At 66.5% G+C, this 20,266-nt stretch carries 22 protein-coding genes and 1 pseudogene; 11 read left to right on the top strand and 12 right to left on the bottom strand.

Annotated features, from left to right (window positions below):
- Window positions 1-44: 44 nt before the first annotated feature.
- Window positions 45-1,562: an aldehyde dehydrogenase family protein gene (locus ABZ942_RS32710; protein ID WP_357388816.1), complete on the top strand. Its 1,518-nt coding sequence runs from the start codon at window positions 45-47 to the stop codon at window positions 1,560-1,562.
- Entirely contained in the window at window positions 1,562-1,960 is a 399-nt protein-coding gene (locus ABZ942_RS32705) for a DUF779 domain-containing protein (protein WP_357388814.1), read from the top strand. Before ABZ942_RS32710 ends, ABZ942_RS32705 begins: the two co-directional genes overlap by 1 nt.
- 168 nt (window positions 1,961-2,128) lie before the next feature.
- Here ABZ942_RS32705 and ABZ942_RS32700 read toward each other — a convergent pair whose 3' ends face one another.
- Entirely contained in the window at window positions 2,129-3,682 is a 1,554-nt protein-coding gene (locus ABZ942_RS32700; protein ID WP_357388812.1) for a succinic semialdehyde dehydrogenase, read from the bottom strand.
- Window positions 3,683-3,971: 289 nt separating this feature from the next.
- Here ABZ942_RS32700 and ABZ942_RS32695 point away from each other — a divergent pair, with 289 nt between their 5' ends.
- The 5 genes from ABZ942_RS32695 (at window position 3,972) to ABZ942_RS32675 (ending at window position 7,927) form a co-directional block, all read left to right on the top strand.
- The gene (locus tag ABZ942_RS32695) at window positions 3,972-6,278 is read left to right on the top strand and encodes a nitrate- and nitrite sensing domain-containing protein (protein ID WP_357388810.1); all 2,307 of its coding nucleotides are present in this window, start codon (window positions 3,972-3,974) and stop codon (window positions 6,276-6,278) included.
- A gap of 2 nt (window positions 6,279-6,280) precedes the next feature.
- Window positions 6,281-6,706 carry a roadblock/LC7 domain-containing protein gene (locus ABZ942_RS32690; protein ID WP_357388808.1) on the top strand — a complete coding sequence of 142 codons (426 nt, stop codon included), beginning with the start codon at window positions 6,281-6,283 and terminating at the stop codon, window positions 6,704-6,706.
- Complete coding sequence (locus tag ABZ942_RS32685; protein ID WP_357388806.1) at window positions 6,703-7,077, top strand: DUF742 domain-containing protein; 375 nt, start codon at window positions 6,703-6,705, stop codon at window positions 7,075-7,077. Before ABZ942_RS32690 ends, ABZ942_RS32685 begins: the two co-directional genes overlap by 4 nt.
- A complete protein-coding gene (locus ABZ942_RS32680; protein WP_357388804.1) occupies window positions 7,058-7,657 on the top strand; it encodes an ATP/GTP-binding protein in 600 nt (199 codons plus the stop codon). The genes ABZ942_RS32685 and ABZ942_RS32680 overlap by 20 nt, the downstream gene beginning before the upstream one ends.
- Before the next feature lie 63 nt (window positions 7,658-7,720).
- A complete protein-coding gene (locus tag ABZ942_RS32675) occupies window positions 7,721-7,927 on the top strand; it encodes a hypothetical protein (protein WP_357388802.1) in 207 nt (68 codons plus the stop codon).
- A gap of 63 nt (window positions 7,928-7,990) precedes the next feature.
- On the opposite strand, the gene ABZ942_RS32670 is transcribed toward ABZ942_RS32675, so the two are convergent.
- The 3 genes from ABZ942_RS32670 to ABZ942_RS32660 form a co-directional block, all read right to left on the bottom strand.
- Entirely contained in the window at window positions 7,991-8,485 is a 495-nt protein-coding gene (locus ABZ942_RS32670; RefSeq protein WP_357388800.1) for a hypothetical protein, read from the bottom strand.
- 31 nt (window positions 8,486-8,516) lie between these two features.
- Window positions 8,517-8,912: an NUDIX domain-containing protein gene (locus tag ABZ942_RS32665; protein WP_357388798.1), complete on the bottom strand. Its 396-nt coding sequence runs from the start codon at window positions 8,910-8,912 to the stop codon at window positions 8,517-8,519.
- 445 nt (window positions 8,913-9,357) lie between these two features.
- Window positions 9,358-9,690 carry a winged helix-turn-helix transcriptional regulator gene (locus ABZ942_RS32660; protein WP_357388796.1) on the bottom strand — a complete coding sequence of 111 codons (333 nt, stop codon included), beginning with the start codon at window positions 9,688-9,690 and terminating at the stop codon, window positions 9,358-9,360.
- 16 nt (window positions 9,691-9,706) lie between these two features.
- Between ABZ942_RS32660 and ABZ942_RS32655 the strand changes: the two genes are divergently transcribed.
- The 3 genes from ABZ942_RS32655 (at window position 9,707) to ABZ942_RS32645 (ending at window position 12,235) form a co-directional block, all read left to right on the top strand.
- Window positions 9,707-10,087 (top strand): hypothetical protein, encoded by a 381-nt coding sequence (locus tag ABZ942_RS32655; protein ID WP_357388794.1) that lies wholly within the window; start codon window positions 9,707-9,709, stop codon window positions 10,085-10,087.
- 1,183 nt (window positions 10,088-11,270) lie between these two features.
- Entirely contained in the window at window positions 11,271-11,714 is a 444-nt protein-coding gene (locus ABZ942_RS32650) for a hypothetical protein (protein WP_357388792.1), read from the top strand.
- A 41-nt stretch (window positions 11,715-11,755) separates the two neighbouring features.
- A complete protein-coding gene (locus ABZ942_RS32645; RefSeq protein WP_357388790.1) occupies window positions 11,756-12,235 on the top strand; it encodes a nuclear transport factor 2 family protein in 480 nt (159 codons plus the stop codon).
- A 13-nt stretch (window positions 12,236-12,248) separates the two neighbouring features.
- Here the strand turns inward: ABZ942_RS32645 and ABZ942_RS32640 are convergent.
- The 3 genes and pseudogenes from ABZ942_RS32640 to ABZ942_RS32630 all read right to left on the bottom strand — a co-directional run bounded on the left by ABZ942_RS32640 (window position 12,249) and on the right by ABZ942_RS32630 (window position 14,711).
- Window positions 12,249-13,222: pseudogene (locus ABZ942_RS32640) on the bottom strand (crosslink repair DNA glycosylase YcaQ family protein).
- A gap of 149 nt (window positions 13,223-13,371) precedes the next feature.
- Window positions 13,372-14,319 carry a M56 family metallopeptidase gene (locus tag ABZ942_RS32635; protein ID WP_357388788.1) on the bottom strand — a complete coding sequence of 316 codons (948 nt, stop codon included), beginning with the start codon at window positions 14,317-14,319 and terminating at the stop codon, window positions 13,372-13,374.
- The gene (locus ABZ942_RS32630) at window positions 14,316-14,711 is read right to left on the bottom strand and encodes a BlaI/MecI/CopY family transcriptional regulator (protein WP_357388787.1); all 396 of its coding nucleotides are present in this window, start codon (window positions 14,709-14,711) and stop codon (window positions 14,316-14,318) included. The genes ABZ942_RS32635 and ABZ942_RS32630 overlap by 4 nt, the downstream gene beginning before the upstream one ends.
- A gap of 142 nt (window positions 14,712-14,853) precedes the next feature.
- Here ABZ942_RS32630 and dinB point away from each other — a divergent pair, with 142 nt between their 5' ends.
- The gene (dinB, locus tag ABZ942_RS32625; protein ID WP_357389032.1) at window positions 14,854-16,086 is read left to right on the top strand and encodes a DNA polymerase IV; all 1,233 of its coding nucleotides are present in this window, start codon (window positions 14,854-14,856) and stop codon (window positions 16,084-16,086) included.
- A 124-nt stretch (window positions 16,087-16,210) separates the two neighbouring features.
- Here the strand turns inward: dinB and ABZ942_RS32620 are convergent, their stop codons facing one another.
- From ABZ942_RS32620 to ABZ942_RS32600, 5 genes are all read right to left on the bottom strand, one after another.
- Window positions 16,211-16,624 (bottom strand): nuclear transport factor 2 family protein, encoded by a 414-nt coding sequence (locus ABZ942_RS32620; RefSeq protein WP_357388786.1) that lies wholly within the window; start codon window positions 16,622-16,624, stop codon window positions 16,211-16,213.
- 163 nt (window positions 16,625-16,787) lie between these two features.
- The gene (locus ABZ942_RS32615; RefSeq protein WP_357388784.1) at window positions 16,788-17,666 is read right to left on the bottom strand and encodes a phosphoribulokinase; all 879 of its coding nucleotides are present in this window, start codon (window positions 17,664-17,666) and stop codon (window positions 16,788-16,790) included.
- A gap of 30 nt (window positions 17,667-17,696) precedes the next feature.
- Entirely contained in the window at window positions 17,697-18,818 is a 1,122-nt protein-coding gene (locus tag ABZ942_RS32610) for a class 1 fructose-bisphosphatase (protein WP_357388782.1), read from the bottom strand.
- A gap of 16 nt (window positions 18,819-18,834) precedes the next feature.
- Entirely contained in the window at window positions 18,835-19,848 is a 1,014-nt protein-coding gene (locus ABZ942_RS32605) for an AAA family ATPase (RefSeq protein WP_357388780.1), read from the bottom strand.
- Entirely contained in the window at window positions 19,838-20,260 is a 423-nt protein-coding gene (locus tag ABZ942_RS32600) for a ribulose bisphosphate carboxylase small subunit (protein ID WP_357388778.1), read from the bottom strand. Before ABZ942_RS32600 ends, ABZ942_RS32605 begins: the two co-directional genes overlap by 11 nt.
- Window positions 20,261-20,266 lie beyond the last annotated feature (6 nt).

Below are 20,266 nucleotides of genomic sequence, written 5' to 3'. Positions count from 1 at the left end.
GTCCATAGTTGCCCTCTCAGAGTAAATCTGTGAGGAGCGAAGCCATGATCTACGCCAGACCGGGGTCCGACTCCGGCATAGTCAGCTACGCCACCCGGTACGACAACTTCATCGACGGCGACTGGGCCGCACCCATCGAAGGCCGCTACTTCGACAACGTCTCCCCCGTGGACGGCGAAACATTCTGCACGGTAGCCCGTTCCAGCGCCGCCGACATCGACCTGGCTCTGGAGGCCGCGCACGCCGCCGCCGAACGCTGGGCCGCCACCTCATCCACCCAGCGCGCCGCGATCCTCAACCAGATCGCCGACCGCATCGAGGCCAACCTCGAACCCCTGGCCGTCGCCGAAACCTGGGACAACGGCAAACCGATCCGCGAAACTCTCGCCGCCGACCTGCCCTTGGCCGTGGACCACTTCCGCTACTTCGCCGCCGCCATCCGCGCCCAAGAGGGCAGCATCGCCCAAATCGACGGCGACACTGTGGCTTACCACTTTCACGAACCACTTGGCGTCGTCGGCCAGATCATTCCGTGGAACTTCCCGATCCTGATGGCCGCGTGGAAGATCGCCCCCGCGTTGGCCGCGGGCAACTGCGTCGTGCTCAAACCCGCCGAGCAGACACCGGTCTCGATCCTGCTGGTCATCGAGTTGATCGCGGACCTGCTGCCGCCCGGAGTGCTCAACGTGGTCAACGGATTCGGCGGCGAAGCCGGACGACCCCTCGCCTGCAGCCCGCGGGTGGCGAAGCTGGCGTTCACCGGCGAGACCACCACCGGGCGGCTGATCATGCAGTACGCCAGCGAGAACATCGTCCCGATCAGCCTCGAACTCGGCGGCAAGAGCCCCAACGTCTTCCTGCCCGACGTGCTGGCCGAAGACGACGCGTTCCTGGACAAGGCGATCGAGGGTTTCGTGCTGTTCGCGCTCAACCAGGGCGAGGTCTACACCTGCCCGTCGCGCGCGCTGATCCACTCTTCGATCTATGACGAATTCCTGGCCCGCTGTGTGGCCCGCACCGAGGCCATCATCGGCGGCGACCCGCTCGACGAGACCACCATGATCGGCGCCCAATCCAGCAACGACCAATACGAGAAGATCCTGTCCTACTTCGACATCGGCAGACAGGAGGGGGCCCGCGTCCTCACCGGCGGGGAGGCGCGCAAGGTCGACGGTCTCCCCGGCGGCTACTACATCCAGCCCACCATCTTCGCGGGCAGCAACACCATGCGGGTGTTCCAGGAGGAGATCTTCGGACCGGTGGTCTCGGTGACCCGATTCGACACCGTCGAGGAAGCGGTGCGCATCGCCAACGACACCCTCTACGGCCTCGGCGCCGGCGTGTGGACCAGGGACGGCAACACCGCCTACCGGCTGGGCCGGCGCATCAAAGCGGGCCGAGTGTGGACCAACTGCTATCACACCTATCCGGCGCACGCCGCGTTCGGCGGCTACAAGAAGTCCGGCATGGGCCGCGAGAGCCACAAGATGATGCTGGATCACTATCAGCAGACCAAGAACCTGCTGGTCAGTTATTCATCGAAGAAACAGGGGTTGTTCTGATGCAGCAATCTCGAACCCATCGGGTCGCCATCACCGAACGAGCACGGACAGTGTTGCGGCAGTTGATCGAATGCCACGGCGCGGTGCTGTTCCATCAGTCCGGCGGGGTCTGTGAGGGCAGCTCGCCGATGTGTTTCCCGGTGCGCGAGTTCCGGGTCGGCGGCGCCGATGTGCTGCTGGGGTACCTGCCCTGGCATACCGAATTCTGGATGAGCGCCGAGCAATACGAGGTGTGGAAGCACACTCACATCACCGTGGACGTCGTGAGTGGGCGCGGCAGCAGCTTTTCCCTGGAGGCGTCCGACGACGTGCGCTTCCTCATCCGATCGCGGCTGCTCACCGACGAGGAGGTGGCCACCCTCCCACCGCCTCGCACCGGTGCCGATCGGATGACCTAGACCCTCGGAATCTCCGAGCCCGCGCGGTCGAACCGGACGATCGCGTGGCACGGGCGTCGCTCCGTATCCGCCGCGGCCATGTGCGGATCGGAGCACCCTCGCGTCCGTCGGGGAAACCGGCGGCGGTGTCCGTCAGGTGGCGCACGACCACCTGACGGACGCCAGGTATTACCGACCGGGCAGGAAACGCAGGGTGCGGGTGACCGTCATCAGGAACCGCTGCCACTTGTCCTGCGAAACCATCGGCGGCGCATCCAGATTCAGGAACCGGGTGACCACCACGGTCTGCGGTTCGGTGAACTTCAGCAACCCGTCCGGACCGTGCCTGCGCCCGACTCCGGAGATGCCCATGCCGCCCATCGGCGCGGCCGTGCTACCCCACGCCGGCGCGTACCCCTCATCGACGCAGACCGTGCCCGCGTGCAGCTGTGCGGCGATGCGCTCGCCCTCGGACTTGCTCACCGCCCACACGCTGGCGTTGAGTCCGTACTCGGTGTCGTTGGCCAACCGGATCGCCTCGTCGACGGAGTCGACCGGGTAGATCGAGACCAGCGGGCCGAAGGTTTCGTTGCGCCCGCATTCCATCTCGTCGGTCACCTCGGCGAGCACCGTCGGCTCGAAGAACAGCGGGCCCAGATCCGGGCGCGCCTTGCCACCGGCCAGGACCTTGGCGCCCTTGGAGGTGGCGTCGGCGACATGCTTGGTCACCGTCTCGAGCTGGGCCTCGGAGATCAGCGAACCGATATCGGCCGAATAGTCGTAGCTGGCACCGAGTTTCGCGGCGTTCACGGCGGCGACGAACTTGGCGGTGAACTCCTCGGCGATCGACCGCTCGACATAGAGCCGCTCGATCGAGATGCACAGCTGCCCGGCATTGGAGAAGCAGGCGCGCACCGCGGCCTTGGCGACCTTGTCCAGATTCGCGCCCTTGGCCACGATCATCGGATTCTTGCCACCGAGCTCGGCGGAGAACCCGATCAGCCGTCGCCCGCACTGCTCGGCCAGGGTGCGCCCGGTCGCGGAGGAACCGGTGAACATCAGGTAGTCGCACTGGTCGACGATGGCGGTGCCGACCACGGTACCCGGACCCGGCACGACCGCCAGCAGATCACGCGGCAGCCCGGCGCGATACAGCAATTCGGCGTTGGCCAGCGAGGAGAACGGCGTCTGACTGTCCGGCTTGACCACCACGGCATTACCGGCGATCAAGGCAGGAATCGAGTCACCGATCGAGAGCAGCATCGGGTAGTTCCACGGCGCGACCACACCGACGACCCCCTTGGGCTGGGTACGCACCGAGGTCCGGTTGAGTACCGGGAACGCGCCCGGAACACTGTGCGGGGCAAGCAGATTCGCGGCATTCCTGGCGAAATAGCGGGCCGCGAAGATCAGCCCCATGATCTCTTCCTGCGCCGCCCAGCGTGCCTTGCCCGTCTCGGCCTGCACCACATCCATCAGGAACTCGCGGTTGTCCACGATCAACGCCCGATACCGCTCCAGCACCGCGGCCCGATCGGCCACCGGGCGCGCGGCCCAGCGCGCCTGCGCGCCGCGGGCCTTCTCGAACGCCGCAGCCACATCCTCGACGGTGCCCACGGGCACACTGCCCAGCGCGGTACCGGTGAACGTCTCGGCGATCGACTTGCGCGGGCGATCCTCGGGCCGGTCGATCGCGGCCAGCGCGCTCAGACGGTCGAAGACTGCGGCTTCGGGCGCGGGCATCGTTGCCTCCTACGTGTGTGTCGATGCGATCTCATGTAACCGCGAGATACACACAATCTACGCCGCACCGGGCCCCTTCAGAAGTCACCACCCTTCCCATCGGCCACGTTGGTTGCGCATGCGGCCGGAAAAACGGTCTTCAGCGCTGTCACGGCGGCAAAGTCAATTCCAGTCCCACTCACCGGGACACAACGGCCGAGCGGTCCGTTTTGTGGTTTAGGTTGTGCCGATGTTCAGAGCGAGGCTCGGGGTTCGTACGCGGATTCTGGCAATCGCGCTCATTCCGAGCTTGACTCTGCTTGTAGTCGGCGTGGGCGCAGCGGGGTATCTGGTAGCCGAGGGGACCACAGCCAAGGAATGGGCGGTCCAGAATCAGAACGCCATCCCGCACACCAGAGAGCTGATGGAGGCGGTCCAGCAGGAACGCCGCCTGACCCTGGCCCAGCTCGCCGGTGACGACACCGTGCCCCCGGCGCTGGCGGCCGCGCGCATCCGCCTCGACGGCGCCATGCGCGGACTGATCGAGGTCTCCACCGGACTGCGCAAGGTCGACGATTCCAAGATCGGTGACGACGTCGCGGGCTTCAACACCCTGCTCAGCCAGATGACCCAGGTGCGGATGGCCACCGACGCCGGCCAACTGCAGCCCTCCGACGCGTACATGTTCTACAACCGGATCCTCGACGTCATCTCCGTCGGCACCGAGATCGCCGAGCAGTCCGCCCCCGACACCGAGATCGGCGTCGCCATCGCCGACGGCATGCGCTTCCTCAACGTCGCCGAAGCGATGGCGCGCAGCAACGCCCTCGGCGTCATGCTCGCCACCACCAACGGGCCAACGCCGATCCCGATCGAGGAGTTCCTGCGCCAGGTCGGCTTCTACCACAACGAGATCGGCAACCTGTCCGCCGAATTCCCCTCCGGCGCCCAGCACGACCGGCTCCAGCAGATCACCGGCAGCAACGCCTGGCAGCAGCTCTCGCAGATGGAAACCGCGCTGGCCCAACGCTATTTCGCCCAGCAGGCCACCGCCACCACCAGCTCGTCGAGCGGATCGAACTCTCCGAGCAATAGTTCGTCGAGCAGTAGCGCCAAGCAGTCGCTATCGGTGCTGCCGCTCTCGACCACCGACTGGCAGAACGCCGCCGCCGAGGTCAACCGCTCGCTCATCGATGTGTGGATCTCGCAGAACCGCCACTCCCAGGAACTGGCCGAGGACAAGGCCAACACCTCCGCCGCCAACTCCCTCTACGCCGGCGGCGGCGTGCTGCTGGTCTCGATCGCGGCGTTCCTGATCGCGCTCGTGCTCGCCAACCGGATCATCCGACGGCTCAAGCGACTACGTAAGCAAACCTTCGCCCTGGCCGACGAACGACTACCCGAGACCATGCGCAGGCTCAACGAGGGCGAAACCATCGACCCCGCGGCCGAAACCCCGGTCCTGGACTTCGGCCACGACGAAATCGGGCAGGTGGCCAAGGCCTTCCAGCACGCGCACGCCGCCGCCATCGGCGCCGCGGTCGCCGAGGCCCGCACCCGCGAGGGCGTCAAAGCCGTGTTCCTCAATATCGCCCACCGCAGCCAGATCGTGGTGCACCGCCAGCTCGAGATCCTCGACGAAGCCGAACAGCGCCAAGAAGATCCGGTCCTGCTCGACACTCTGTTCCGGCTCGATCACCTGGCCACCCGCGAACGCCGCAACGCCGAAAATCTCACCATCCTCGGCGGCGGCCAGCCCGGACGGCAGTGGCGCAACCCGGTGCCGCTGATGGATCTGGTGCGCAGCTCGGTCGGCGAAACCCTGGACTATGCCAGGGTGCGGGTGTCGCGGCTGCCGCAGGTGCACGTCGTCGGCACCGTCGTCGCCGACCTCATCCACCTGCTCGCCGAACTCGTCGACAACGCCACCGCGTTCTCCCCGCCGCAGTCACGGGTCGAGGTCAGCGGCAACGTGGTCGGCAAGGGCGTGGTCGCCGAGATCACCGACCAGGGCATGGGCATGTCCGACGCCGAACTCGCCCGCTTGAACGAGATGCTGCGCACCCCACCGGATTTCGGTGTCGCCGCGCTCTCGGCCGACTCGCGGCTCGGGTTGTTCGTGGTCGCCCAGCTCGCCGTCCGCCACGGGGTCACGGTGCGGCTCTCGGAATCCGACTACGGCGGCATCAAAGCCATCGTGCTCATCCCCTCGGCCCTGATCGTCGCCGAATCCATCCCCGCGCCAACACCTTCGGAACTCACCGACCCCGGCCGGCGCAGGCGCCTGGCGGCGCCGATGACCAGCGAACCCGTCGAATCCGCGCAACCGGTCACCGGCGCGGTCGCCACCCTGGCCCTCGAATCCCCCGCGCCCTACAGCCCGCGCCCCCACATCCCACCCGCGCCACAACCCGACAGTGACGGCCGCCCCGCCCTGCCGCGGCGCAGCAGGCAAACCAATCTGGCACCGCAACTGGCCGAACCCACACCCGAGCCGCCCGCACCCGCGGCGCCCGCCCGCTCGGCCGAACAAGCACGCGATCTGATGTCCGCCATCGAGAACGGGACCAGGCAGGGCCGACGCTCCGCCGTCATCCCGGACGAACAGGAAGGTTAGGGGTGTCCTCTTCTCCCACAGGTGATCTCAATTGGCTGCTCGACGATCTCGTCGACCGGCTGGCCGGGGTGCGCCACGCGGTGGTGCTGTCCACCGACGGACTCTTACTCGGCCGCTCCAGCGCGATGACCCGTGAAGACGCCGAACACTTCGGCGCGATGTCCTCGGCGCTCTACGGGCTCGCCCGCAGCGCCGGCAACCGATTCGACGGCGGCGGCGTGCGCCAGGCCGTCATCGAACTCGATCGGGCAGTGCTGTTCGTCACCTCCGCCGGCGACAACGCATGCCTTGCGCTGCAAGCGATCGAGTCCGCGAACCTGGGCATGGTGGCCTACGAGATGAACCTCACCGTCCAACGCGTCGGCAACTACCTGTCCACCACGCCACGGCGCGATCTCGTCGGACAGGGTGAATCGACTCTGCCATGACCCACCCGCGTGAGCCCTGGTTCGATGAAGCGGCAGGCCCGCTGGTCCGTCCGTACGCGGTGACGCGCGGGCGCACCGCGGGCGGCGGTCCCGAACTCGACATGCTCACCTCGGTGGTCGCCGACGAATCGGCGGGCGCCTCGCGCCGGATGGAACCCGAATACGCCGATATCCTTCGGCTGTGCCGTGTTTCGCAATCGGTGGCCGAAGTGTCGGCACAGTTGCGTTTACCGCTCGCGGTGACGAAGATCCTCGTCGGCGACCTAATCGGCGACGGGCAACTCATATTCCGTGCTCCCGTCCCGACGGAAGCCGGGCCCGAAGACCTCAACATATTGCGAGCGGTACTGGATGGAATCCGAAAACTTTGACCCCAGCGGCACGCCGCACCTGGCCGCCTCGGTCAAGATCCTCGTCGCCGGCGGGTTCGGTGTCGGCAAAACGACCATGGTGTCGGCGATCAGCGAGGTCGCGCCCCTACGCACCGAGGAACTGATCACCGAGGTCAGCACCGGCGTCGACGATCTGTCCGGCGTGGAGCAGAAGACAACGACCACGGTCGCTCTGGACTTCGGCAGGCTCACCATCGACAAGGACCTGGTGCTGTACCTGTTCGGCACCCCCGGGCAGGACCGCTTCTGGTTCCTCTGGGACGAGCTGGCGCGCGGAGCGCTCGGCGCGGTCGTGCTGGCCGACACCCGACGACTCGGCAATTCCTTTGCCGCCGTCGACTTCTTCGAACGGCGGCGACTGCCGTTCATCGTCGGAGTCAACTGCTTCGACGGAGCGCCGGTCTACACGATCGATGAGGTGCGCGACGCGCTCGACCTCGACCCCAACACCCCGGTGCTGCTGTGTGACGCCCGCGACCGCAACTCGTGCAAGACGGTGCTGACGACACTGGTGGAACATCTCATCGAACGCGTACAGCGTCCGGCCGTCACCACCTGAACAACCCGACAGCCCCGCCACCTCGGGGCTGTCGGGGTTTCACCGTTCGAAGGGAGTCGGGTTATGCGTATCGCGCGAACCCTTGCCGCCGTGCTCGTTTCGAGTGCGCTGGTGTTATCGGTTGCCGCGCCCGCGGTCGCCGAACCCGAGGCCGCGCCGGTGGTCTCGACCGTGGACTCCGGGGCCGCCACCTACGCCCGCGAATTCGTGTTCTTCCTCGTGTGTTTCCTGAAAGGGCAGTTCGTCGGCTCGACGTTTCCGCTCTGCTGAGCTCACGCCTGATCGAGTGCTGAAGGGGCAGTGGATGGGCTCGATATGTTCACTGTGCTGAGCTCACGCCTGATCGAGCCAGGCGAGGAACAACAGCACACCCGCCGAGCACACCAGCACCGCCACCGCAACGGGCCAGCGTGGTGCTGCTCGCCCGAGCACGGCTCGGGCGAGCCATACCTGCAACGTGCCCAGTCCGGCGAGCACCAGCAGCCACACCGGCACCAGGGCGGCGCCGATGAGCAGGTGCACCGACCAGGCCCCGGCCAAACTCGGGCCGCCCCACGCGTTCTCGTACCCGCTCGTGAGTAGTGGATACAACGCGCCACGCACTGCGCCGAGCACCGCCAGGAACGCGAAGAACCAGGTCACCACCGCCAGCGCGCCACTGAGCAGCGAATGCCACACCGCACGCACTGCCGAATACTTACGTGGAGTGACGGATTCGCCGAGCAATCGCCGCGGCACCCGCAGTCGCGGCGGGACCGGGCCGACCGCCAGCGGCAGCGCCCACAGGGCATAGGCCGCCGCGCGCAGCCACCCCAGGACCAAACTCATACCGCCGACCGTAGCGCGTTGCGCCTGCGGCTCAACGCAATCGGCCCGCATCCACCAGATCGTCGAACAGCAGCTGATCCACCGGCGGCACCAGCGCCCGATCGGCGTAGCTGAACCACGCCATCTCCTCGATCTCACTGCTCGCGGCGAGCGTGCCGTGATAGTCGGCGGTATAGCAGCTCATCCGCACCACCTGCTCGGTTGCGTGCACCGCCTCATAGGTGCCGACGTGCGCGACCGTCTCGGGCAGCAACGCGACGGCGAGCTCCTCCTCGATCTCCCGGACCAAGGTCTGCAGATCGGTCTCCGCGCCCTCCCGCTTACCCCCGGGAATATAGAACACATCCTTGCCCCGCGGCCGCGCACACAGAATCCGCCCACCCTCGATCCGCACCCACGCCACCGTATCGATCAGCTGCCCATCCACCCCCGCACCCTAACCACCCGCCGCAGCGGTCAGCCAACTCGATGCCAGCGAGTCGTCTGCTGGGATGGGTAGCAGCGAGAGCAATGCCGAGGCGAGGCCCAAACCCGGATGCGCGCCCCCCTATAGTGCCACGACGACTTGACGTACGAAGCGTGCTCTCGACGTTGGTTGCAGCTTGTGTCAAGAGCACGCAACCTACGGCAAGTGCGGGTCGGCGCTGGCGGGTCAGCGCGACACGTTGGGAGGTCCTGAAGGTGTCGGACGGTGGGTGGGTGAAACACCGCACACGCCAGCGTCATTGAACGGCGGCCGCGGTGTGGGCAAAGGACGACTCCTCGGCTAGTGCGCGGGGATCGGGAGCAATGCTGCGGTGCATGCCACATCAGGTCCCCGTCCGATCTGCCGGGAACGAGCAGCGCCGCGGTGCGAGCCGGCGGATCCTCGCCTAGTGCACCGGGACCGGGAGGAGGGCAGGGGTGCGGGCGCCGGGGCCGAGGACGGGTTGCAGGTCGGAGCGGGTGGCGTGTTCGCCGCAGTGGGAGCAGACCGGGGCGATTACCGCGGTGTGTCCGCAGGGCTTGTGTATGAGCTCCAGCGGTGGGTCGGCGGGGGCAGCCCGGTCGTCGCCCCATTGGCGCATCGCGGTGACGACCGGCCACAGGGAGCGGCCCTTCGGGGTGAGGCGGTAGTCGTGGCGAACGGGGTTGTCCTGGTAGGTCATCGCCGCAGGCGGAATCACCTTCGCCGCAGGCCTGCTCTGGTGGGCCCAAGCGATCACCCTGCACCCCGATTACGTGGGCGGACTGCTCGGCGGCATGCTCGTCAGCGGACTAGGCGTCGGCCTCAGCCTCCCCACCTCCTTCGCCGCCGGCACCAGCGGCCTCCCACCCCAACGCTTCGCCACCGGCTCCGCCGTCCTGAGCATGGCCCGCCAAATCGGCCTAGCCCTCGGCGTCGCCCTGTTCGTCGCCGTCCTGGGCACCCCCACCACCCCCCAAGCAACCCTCGACGCCTTCCACCGCGGCTGGTACGTCACCGCCGCCGTAGCAGTCCTCGCCGGCCTGGTCGGATTGCGCACCAAATTGCCATCCGCGACAACACCCCAACCAATTTCGACCACCCCGCCATCCGCAGACAATCCGCGCGACCCAGCATCAAACAAAATCCCCACCTGACACCCACCGACCGCAGCACACTGCAGCGAATCTGCACTCCCTCTCGGATCAGCACCCACTCTAGGGCCCTATTCCGAGTGCCGATCCCAAGACAGAGTGCAGATCCGAGGCAATCCGGCCCGCAACCCGCACCGGCCGGTGGCGACCGGCACCTCCCCGTCGGTAACTGCCGAACTCACAGAGCGCCCACACCTTTCACAGGGTGCTGAGCTGCTGTGAAGGGTATACACCCCCTGTGAACCCCCCCACCAACGGGTTTCGCCACGCCGAAGCCCGTGAGGTACAGCCACAAGCCGGATCGCCACGCCAGAACCCATCCGGACACCCACCGTGTCAGCCCCACCCCCGCTGTACTGAGTGAGCGCCCGACACAAACGGTGTGCAGCCCCCCAAATCGCTTAACAGACGACAGAATCCGCGCACACTCTCGGGATCTGCACCGACCCTAGAGCCCAATTCCGAGTGCAGATCCAAGGCAATACACCCTTGCGGGGCGCAACCATCGCCGGATCACCACGCGAGAACCTAACCGGACACCCACCGTGTCAGCCCCACCCCCGCTGTACTGAGTGAGCGCCCGACACAAACGGTGTCCGCAGGTTTCTTCACCACCCCGGAAGCCGAGATTCACTCAATATCGAACTCCCGCAACGCAACCACAGCCAGATGACCACCTCAAAAACGCGACACCACACACCTGACGCACACCTAAAGCCGGGTACCCCACCCGACGCGCCCAGCACCACTCACAGGAAAACGTGGACAGGTCTTCAGCTCAATGAACTGCTCACCACATGGAGCCCTAAGCAGCACTTGCCCGGATAGGTGCACCTTTGCGGGGTCTCTCAACTGTACTGATTCGGGTCCGTGTACAGAGAGACCTCCGATAGTCCGCTGCCCCAGAGGTTTTCGACAGCTCATCGGATGACCGGAGTAGTGCTGGGCACGTCAGGTGGGGTCCCCGACCTTCTCTTCCGCAGCCTGTGATGGGCAGCGTGCGAGTTCCAGCGTGAAGACTGGCTGTGGTCCGGTTCAGAGATGCTGGGGAAATCGAGGCGAGTCAAATGGTTGTTGGTGCCATCGAGGCGAGTCATATGGTTGCTGGTGAAGAGGCGGGGTGATGTCCGTGCAGGCGGCGCTGAGGTGTGATTACATGGCGGTTTCGACGTAGCAGAGAGCCGACATGACCGAACAGTACTCGCCCAGACCGGTATCCGGGCGTCGCCCGGCGCTTGCCGTGGCGGTCCTCGCCGTCGGCGCGATCCTCGGCGTCACCGCGTGCACCGACACCGTCGAGAGCGCGGCGAGCCCGGCCGCGCAGGCGACCACCGCAGCCGGGCCCAGTATCTTCCGCGAGTACGACACAGACCATGGACGCGACAAAATGGTCACCACCGCAAAGGAAATCATCACGGAGCAAGTCGGCAGAGGCGGGCAGGCCGTGGCCGATTTCGGTGGCGCGAAGTTCCCGGACCCCCTCCACGTCGTGCTGTCGAGCACTCTCGTCGATCGAGACGGCAAGATGCTGACGCGTTGGTTCAAGGTGACTTTCATCGGCCTGGCCGGACAGGCCATAGCTGTACCCGGCGCCAAGGTCGCACTCACGGAAAGAGACTTCGACCTCTAGTCGCCACCCGAGGGCGACGGTGCTCGGGCGTACTCGAACCCGTGCAGGCCACAGACCAAGCCGAACTCGACAATTTGCTCGACACCGCACGGATTACCCGAGTATTCAACAGATACTTCCGCGCCCTGGACGACAAACAGTTCGACGAGCCACATTTCCGACAGATCTTCACGCCCGACGGAAAAACCATCCGCCCCAACGGTATAGCCACGATAGGCCCGGCGAACATCGCCAACAGCCACGCCGAGAGCTGCACCCGCTTCGAAGGCAGCCAACACCTGCCCACCGGCCACGATGTGACGATAGACGGCGAAACCACCACCGTGCGAGCAAATCTCGTCGCCATCCATCTCTGGAAAGACCGATCCGCCGACGCCGCTATGCTCGAACGGTCGTTGATCGCCGGTGGTGTCGGCACCGCGGATCTGCGAGACACCTCGGACGGCTGGCGCATCGCCGAAATCGCGAACCACATCCTCTGGCGGACAGGGGACTTCGGGAATATGGCGCAAACCCGGTAGGCCCGAGGCGCACCTACACGGCCTGGACGGCCAAGGAGTCTCGACCGAGGACCACGCCGAGGTGTTCGACCGCTGCTGCCAGACCCTTCTTCGGCAACGGGGTGCCATCGAACGTGGACACGGCCACTGCGTCGCCGTCGAGTTCCCATGTGCCGACAATGCGGCCGCCTGCGACGACGATCGGGGATATCCAGCCTGCGGTGCGGCTGACCTTCGCACGGTGATCGCCGGGCAGCAGGGCGGTGTCGCCGGTGCCGGGGCCGAGGATGTACTGGTCGAAGCCGCCGAGAAGGTGGACAGACTTCGTGGGTTCGGTCGCGGCGAGGTCATCGAGGTGTTCGGTCAATGCGTAGCCGGAGCGGCCCTCGACCTCGACCTCGGTGAGGGTGTCCCCCAGTTCCGAAAACCACCGGCGCAGTGTGGTTTTGCGTAGACTGCCGCGACTGAGCCAGGCGTCGAACGCCTCCGGCGTCGCAGGACGTAGGCGCCGAGGTAGGCGGTAATCGCCTGCGGGGCAGCGACATCGGGTTCGGGCAGGCCGGGCCAGCCCTTGATCAGCTTGGCCGGATCAGCGAACGTGATCTTGGCGCCCTGGGCCGGGCCGTGACAGATCGCCCCTTGCCAGGCAAGTGGTTTGAGCAACGCACCCCAACCGGAGCGCAGCTGTTCACCGAGCCGGTGGTAAGCCGGGTCGGCCAGGAGAGTCTCGACCAGCTCCTCGCGAGTGAGCACAGCGCCGTCGAGGACTCGGCGCACCTCCTCGGTCAAGGCCGCGACCTCGGCCGGTGACGCACCGAAGTTACGTTCCCACGCCGGTTTCTCCCAGGTACGCGCCGAGGCCAGCAGCGAAAGACACGCTGCGGCGAGATCCGGTGTCAGCGCGTGCAAGGTGCCGCGCATCGCCCACGTCTTGACCAACGTGCCGTTGCCGAGCTCGTCAACCAGTGCACCGGCCGCAGGAGCCGAACTGCGCAGCGCCACCGCCATTTCCGCGGCCGAGGTGACCTGTGCCTGCACCCCACACAACCGGGCGACGATCTCGGACACACCCGCGGCGGGCTCAGCGACATATTGTCGCCGCAATCGCCACGCGAAAACCTGATCCCAGGTGAGGCGCACGGTAACTCCTGACAACATCAGCCCAACACAGCGCTGCAGAACGCTACCGTGGCCGCGACGAACGCCAATCCCGTTACCGTCGCGGCGATCACGCCGAGCAATGCCGTACGGGTCGTCGCCCGCCGGATCCGGCTCACCGGATCCACCAGGCGCTCGGCCCGGGCCAGCACCGCGGTGCCCGCGGCAGCCATCGCACCGTCGGGCAGCGCCTCGGACACCCCGAGGATCGCCAGCAACCCACCGAGCAACGGCTCCGAACCATGCTTGTCGGCGGCCTTGTCATCAGCACACATCTCCAGCAGCCGAGTGATTTCCGCGGTGCCGGCGGTAACCAGCCGCAACCCCGGCAACGTGGTGGCGATCGCCCGCAGCACCGCGGTCAACGGCGCATGCCGACCCGACAGATGCGCCCGTTCATGCGCCAGCACCGCGGCCAGCTGATCCGGCGCCAAGGCATCCAGCGCGGCGCTGGTCACCACGATCGTGTCGGGCCGCCCCGGCACGCAATAGGCTTGGCGCTCCGGCGAATCCAGCACCAGCGCACCCAGCCCGGGCATCCGTCGCCCGACCAGCCGCAGCGCCTTCGCGTGCGCGTGGGTGCGCCTGCGCATCTCCCGCACCACCGACACCGCCCGTGCCACCACCGCCATCGTGCACGCCGCGACCAACGCGCCGACCGCGAAGGTGACCGCCTTGGTCGCGCCGCTGCCGTCGTGGATCGGGTTCCACATGATCGCGAAGCAGGCGCGCAGCGCGTCGTGCGGATGTCCCCAGTAGGTGGCGAACTCGACGGTGAGCATGGTCGCCGCCGCGGCCCACGCGCCCAGCGTGCCGACGATCGCGACGACCCAGGCGATGATGCCGAGCCGCGGCGCGTTACCGCGGCGGGTCAGCCTGCGCAGCACCGGCGGCCCGAGCGTGGCCACGGTGGCGCCGTACAACATCAACGCGATCGCCAGTGTCACGTGGCGTCACCCGGCGGTGCGTCGGGGGTTTTGCGGGCGGTGATCCTGCGCAGCGCGGCGCGCAATCCGGCCGATTCCTCGGCGCTGATCCGGTCGACGAAATGGCTGAGCACCAGATCGGAACGCCCGCCCGCGCCGAGCGCCTCGAGCATCAGCCGGGCACTGTGCTCCTCGCGGGTCAGCGTCGGCCAGTACTTGTAGGCCTTGCCGGAACGTTCGCGTGCCAGCCAGCCCTTGCGGTGCAGGTTGTCCATGGTGGACATGACGGTGGTGTAGGCGATGTCGCGCTGTGCGGACAGTTCGTCGAAGATCTCGCGCACCGTGGTGTCCTCTGCGTCCCGATCCCAGATGCGGTCCATGATCACCGCCTCCAGGTCTCCAAATCCGCGCACAGTACCGACTCCCTCATCCAAAAACGTGCCCTGCTGTCGGGCCAGCGTACCGGTTCGTCCGAATTGCTACGTAGCCAAGCCGTAGATTTGGTCATTCTCGGCGATGACCAGGGTTCCGCTTGTCGGTGGGCCATGCGAACATATGTTCGTGTCCGACGCGCCCGCCTCCCGCCCGCGGATCGTCGCGCGGGCCGAGGCCTCGATCCTGCACGCCGATCTCGACTCGTTCTATGCCTCGGTCGAGCAGCGCGACAATCCCCGGCTACGCGGCAAACCGGTCATCGTCGGCGGCGGTGTCGTGCTCGCGGCCAGTTATGAGGCGAAGGCGTTCGGGGTGCGCACGCCGATGAACGGTGGGCAGGCGCGGCGGCTGTGCCCGCATGCGATCGTGGTGCCGCCGCGGATGTCGGCGTATGCCGAGGCGAGCAAGGCGGTGTTCGAGGTCTTCCACGACACCACACCGGTGGTCGAGGGTGTTTCGATCGATGAGGCGTTTCTCGATGTCGGCGGGCTGCGCCGCATCGCGGGCGAACCGATCGGCATCGCCGAACGATTACGCAGCCAAGTGCGTGACCAAGTCGGTCTGCCGATCTCGGTGGGCATCGCCCGCACCAAATTTCTCGCGAAGGTTGCCAGTGCTGTCGCCAAACCCGACGGCCTGCGTTTCGTGCCACCCGACGCCGAACTCGACTTCCTGCACCCGCTGCCCATCGAAAGACTGTGGGGCGTAGGCGAAGTCACCGCCCGCACCCTGCACGAACACGGCATCACCCGCGTCGGCCAACTCGCCGACCTCGGTGAAAGCCCGCTGCGCGCCCTGCTCGGCGCAGGCGCCGCCCGCCACCTCTACGCCCTGTCCTGGGCGCGCGATCCCCGTCGCGTCGAAACCGGCGTGCGCCGCCGCTCCATCGGCGCCCAGCGCGCCCTCGGCCGCCAGCCCCACCCGCCCGACGAGATCGAGGCCTACCTGCACGGCCTCACCGACCGCCTCGGCCGCCGCCTGCGCGCCGCCGACCGCATCTGCCGAACCCTGGTGCTGCGCATGCGTTTCGACGACTTCACCCGAGCCACCCGCTCCCACACCCTGCCCGAAGCGACCGACCACACCGGGACTCTGCTGTGCGCCGCGCGATCGCTACTGGCCACCGCCATGCCGCTGATCCAGGAACGTGGCCTCACCCTGATCGGCCTCGCGCTCACCAATCTCGCTGACGCAGACCCGTTCCAACTGCCGCTCCCCTTCGAAGCGCGCGCCACCAACACCCTCGACGCGACCCTCGACGACCTACGTCACCGCTTCGGCTCCGCCGCCGTCACCCGCGCTGCCTTGCTCGGCCGCGGCGAGGGCTTGTCGGTGCCGCTGCTGCCGGACTGACAGCACCATGGCCGCGGCCAGATCCGGCGGGCCGCAGGGTAATTCATGAGGCCATCGAGCAGTTGGATTCGACGTTGTTGCCGCGTCGACGATGAGCCCTGGGCGTCTCTGGGAACCGGCCCGGTTATGAAGCCGACCGGCCTTGTGCGGCAGCCAACGCCTCTTCTTGAATCTGCGGGAACTGGGCGGCCATCGCCTCGGACAGCGCCTGGGCGGCCGAGAGCGGGCGGACCATCACGGTGAAGCTGTCGATCTTGCCGTTGTCGTCGTAGTGCAGGAAGTCGCAGCCGTTGACGGTCTTGCCGTCCACCTTCGCCTCGAAGATCAACGCGTGGTCGCGGCCGTCGGGGTTGGCGATCTCGCGCAGGTAGTGGAAGTCCTCGAAGACGCGCAGCACGCCACGCAGGATGGCGGCGGTGATCGCCTTGCCGGGGTAGGGCTTGAACGCGACCGGGCTGGTGAATACGACGTTATCGGCGAGCAGCGCCTCGACCGCGTCGGTGTCTCTGGCTTCGACGGCCTCGCGGAACGTAGTCATCACGGCACCTCGCATATGCAACTCGTTGAATAGGGTCGGTTCGAGGGTAACGCAGAAACTTCCGAGTGGCATCTAGTCGAGGCCGCGCGCACAGCACCTCAGGTCGCGCGCGAAATCGTCGGCGAATCCGTGCGCGGGCCGCGAACTCACGCGCGGCGAGCGATCAGTGCGGACGTTTGGGGCGCTTGTCCATGAGGCGCAGGATCAGCGGGGTGAAGATCAGCTGCATGGCCAGTGCCATCTTGCCGCCGGGCACCACGATGCAGTTGGGGCGGGACATGAACGAGTCGTGCAGCATCGACAGCAGGTAGGGGAAGTCGATGACCTTCGGGTCGGCGAAGCGGATGACGACGAAGCTCTCATCGGCGGTCGGAATGCTGCGCGCGATGAACGGGTTCGAGGTGTCCACGGTGGGCACGCGTTGAAAGTTGACGTAGGTGTGGGAGAACTGCGGGCAGATGTACTTCACGTAGTCGGGCATCCGCCGCAGGATCGTATCGATCACCGCCTCGCTCGAATATCCGCGCTCGGTCTTGTCCCGGATCACCTTCTGAATCCATTCCAGATTCACGATCGGCACCACCCCGACCAGTAGATCCGCGTACTGCGCGACATTCACAGTGTCGGTGACGGCGGCACCGTGTAAACCTTCGTAGAACAGCAGATCGCTACCGGGCGCCAAATCCTCCCACGGCGTGAACGTGCCCGCGGGCTGTCCGTGCGGCTTGGCCTCGAGTTCGTCGTGCAGATACTTGCGCACCGACCCGACCCCGGTCTCGCCGTAATCCCGGAACAATGTCTCCAGCTCTTTGAGCAGGTTCGCCTCCTCCCCGAAATGCGAGAAGGTCGGATTGCGGTTCTGTTCGGCCTCGGCCATCGCCAGCTTCATCTCGTTGCGGTCGTAGCGGTGAAACGAATCACCTTCCACCACAACGGCATTGATGCCTTCACGACGGAAGATCTCTTGAAATGTCCGTGTGACGCTGGTCGTTCCCGCACCGGATGATCCGGTGATCGCGACGACGGGATGTTTGACCGACATGGCACCTCCTCGATTGCCGGACAACAGATTTCAGTGCGGCGCCGGACGAAACAGCGACCGCGACCCGAACAGCGAGCTGTCGAACACATGCCCGTCGTCGGGTTCGCTGTGGTAGCGCTCGATCCGCTCGACCTCGTTGCGCGACCCGAAGATCAACGGCACCTGGTGGTGCACGTGCTCGGGCGGCACCTCCAGCACCCGCTCGCCACCGGTGGTGGCCCATCCGCCGGCCTGCTCGACGATGAACGCGATCGGATTGGCTCCGTAGATCAACGACACCCGGCCGGGACGTACCGGCGGGCGATTGTCGTGCGGATACAGATACATCCCGCCCCTGGTCAGGATGTGGAAGGTGTCCGCGACCAGCGACGCCACCCAGCGCATATTGAAATCGCGCCCGCGTGGCCCCTCCACGCCGGCGAGGCACTCGTGCACATACCGGCGCACCGGCCGCTCCCAGAATCGCTCGTTGGCGGCGTTGATCGCGAACCCGGAGGTGTCCTCCGGGATGCGCATCCGCGGATGGGTCAGCACGAACGCGCCGATCTCCCGGTCGAGGGTGAACCCGTCGACACCGCTGCCGGTGGTGATCACCAGCATGGTGGCCGGGCCATAGAGAGTGAATCCGGCGCACACCTGACGCACGCCGGGTTGCAGGAAGTCGTCGGCGGTGGGTGCGGCGTGCTCCCGCTCCGAGGCTCGCAGCACGCTGAAAATCGTTCCGACAGGTAGGTTTACGTCGATATTGGAGGAACCGTCGAGGGGATCGAAGGCCAGCAGATACTTGCCGCGCCGATGCGCGTCGGGCACCGGGTGAATGCTCGACATCTGCTCCGACAACAGCGCGGCCAGATGCCCGGTCCATTGGGTTTCCGACACCATGACGTCGTTGGCGATGGCGTCGAGCTTGCGATGCACCGTCGGCGGCAGATCATCCGGCTCGGCCGCGCCGTGTTCACCCACCCCGTCGGCTACGCCTGCTGCCGTCCCCCGGTGTGACCCGACGATGGCGCCCCTGGTCACCTGGTTGGCGATGATTTTCGTCGCGGTGGCAACGACATTCAGCAACGCGGAGAACTCACCGGACGAGCCGGGATGGCGATGCTCCTCCTCGATCGTGTACCGGGTGAGCGTCTTCAGTCCTTCGGGCATGGGCGCCTCGATCTCGTCACGCCGGGGCCCGCGCGCTCGGCCCGTCCTGCGGTTCGGTGCTGTCGGTGAAGACGCTGCTGCCGTAGACATCCCGGTCGGTCAGCGTGATCAGATCGGTCTTGGTCAGCGGCCGGTGCAGCTCCACCAGGCGCTTGGCCTGCCGTAACCGGCAGCGGTCCAACGCATTACGGACGCTGCGCGCGTTGGAGAATCGGGGCCGGGTCATCCGCAGCTCCAGGTATTCGGCGAAGGCGGTATGCGCGGGCGCGTCGAAGTGGAAGTTCTCCCGTGCCACCATGAGTTCGGCGATCCCCATCAGCTCGGCGTGGGTGTAGTCGGCGAACTCCAGGTGATGGGCCACCCGCGAGGACAGGCCGGGATTGGCGGAGAAGAACCGTTCCATCCGGTCCGGGTAGCCCGCGAAGATCACCACCAGGCTGGCGCGTTCACTTTCCATCTCCTGCAACAGGATTTCGATGACCTCTTGGCCGTAGTCCCGCTCGTTCTCCGGGCGGAACAGGTAGTAGGCCTCGTCGATGAACAGCACCCCACCGGCCGCCTTGGCCAGTGCCTCCTTGGTTTTCGGCGCGGTGTGGCCGATGAACTGGCCGACCAGGTCGTCACGGGTGACGGTGTGTACCTTGGGTTTGCGGATATAGCCCAGCGCGTGCAGCATTTCGGCCATCCGCAATGCGACGGTGGTTTTGCCGGTGCCGGGCCCGCCGGTGAAGCTCATGTGCATGGTGGGCCGCGAGGAGCTCAGGCCGAAACGTTGCCTGGCCCGGTCGATCAGCAGCAGGGCCGCGATCTCGCGCACCCGGCGTTTGACGTTGGCCAAGCCGACGAGTTCGACGTCGAGTCTGCGCAAGGTGTCTTCGACGTCGTTGCCCGCGATGTCGGTCGAAAGATCCAGTACCGCAGCGTCATCCAAGATCTCCGGCTCGTCGGCCTCGGCAGGCTCGGCCCGCACCGGCCTGCTGTCGCTCGCGCTGGGACGGTGTAGTCGGAAACCGTTGGCCTCAGCCGCCATACCGCTGTCCCTGGCGGTCATCGGTGGCGTAGGAGCGCAGGCCGTACTTCTGCTGACGATCCGGTCCTTCCAGGCGGGTCAGCAGGAAGCCCGGTTCGTCGGCCGGGCGCTGCACCAGGAAACTCAGTGCCGTGGTCTGCCGGCCGAAGCGGGCGTCGTAGGCCAGCACCCGCACGTAATGGCGCGGGAAAGTCGAACGGCAGGCATTGATCTCGGCGAGGACGCCGTCGGGCTCGTCCAGATCGAACAGCGGCAGCCCCCACATCTCCCAGTACGCGTTGCGCGGATGAGGGTCGTCGGTGTATTCGATCGACACCGGCCAGCTGTTCAGCAGCGCGTAACGCACCTGGGCGGCGATCTCCGCGTCGGTGAATTCCGGCAGATACGAAAACGTTCCGTGACGCAGGTACATGAGTTG

Origin of the sequence: Nocardia sp. NPDC046473 (assembly GCF_040645995.1) — a bacterium.
Classification (GTDB): Bacteria; Actinomycetota; Actinomycetes; order Mycobacteriales; family Mycobacteriaceae; genus Nocardia.
This window is presented reverse-complemented; position numbering and strand designations above follow the sequence as displayed.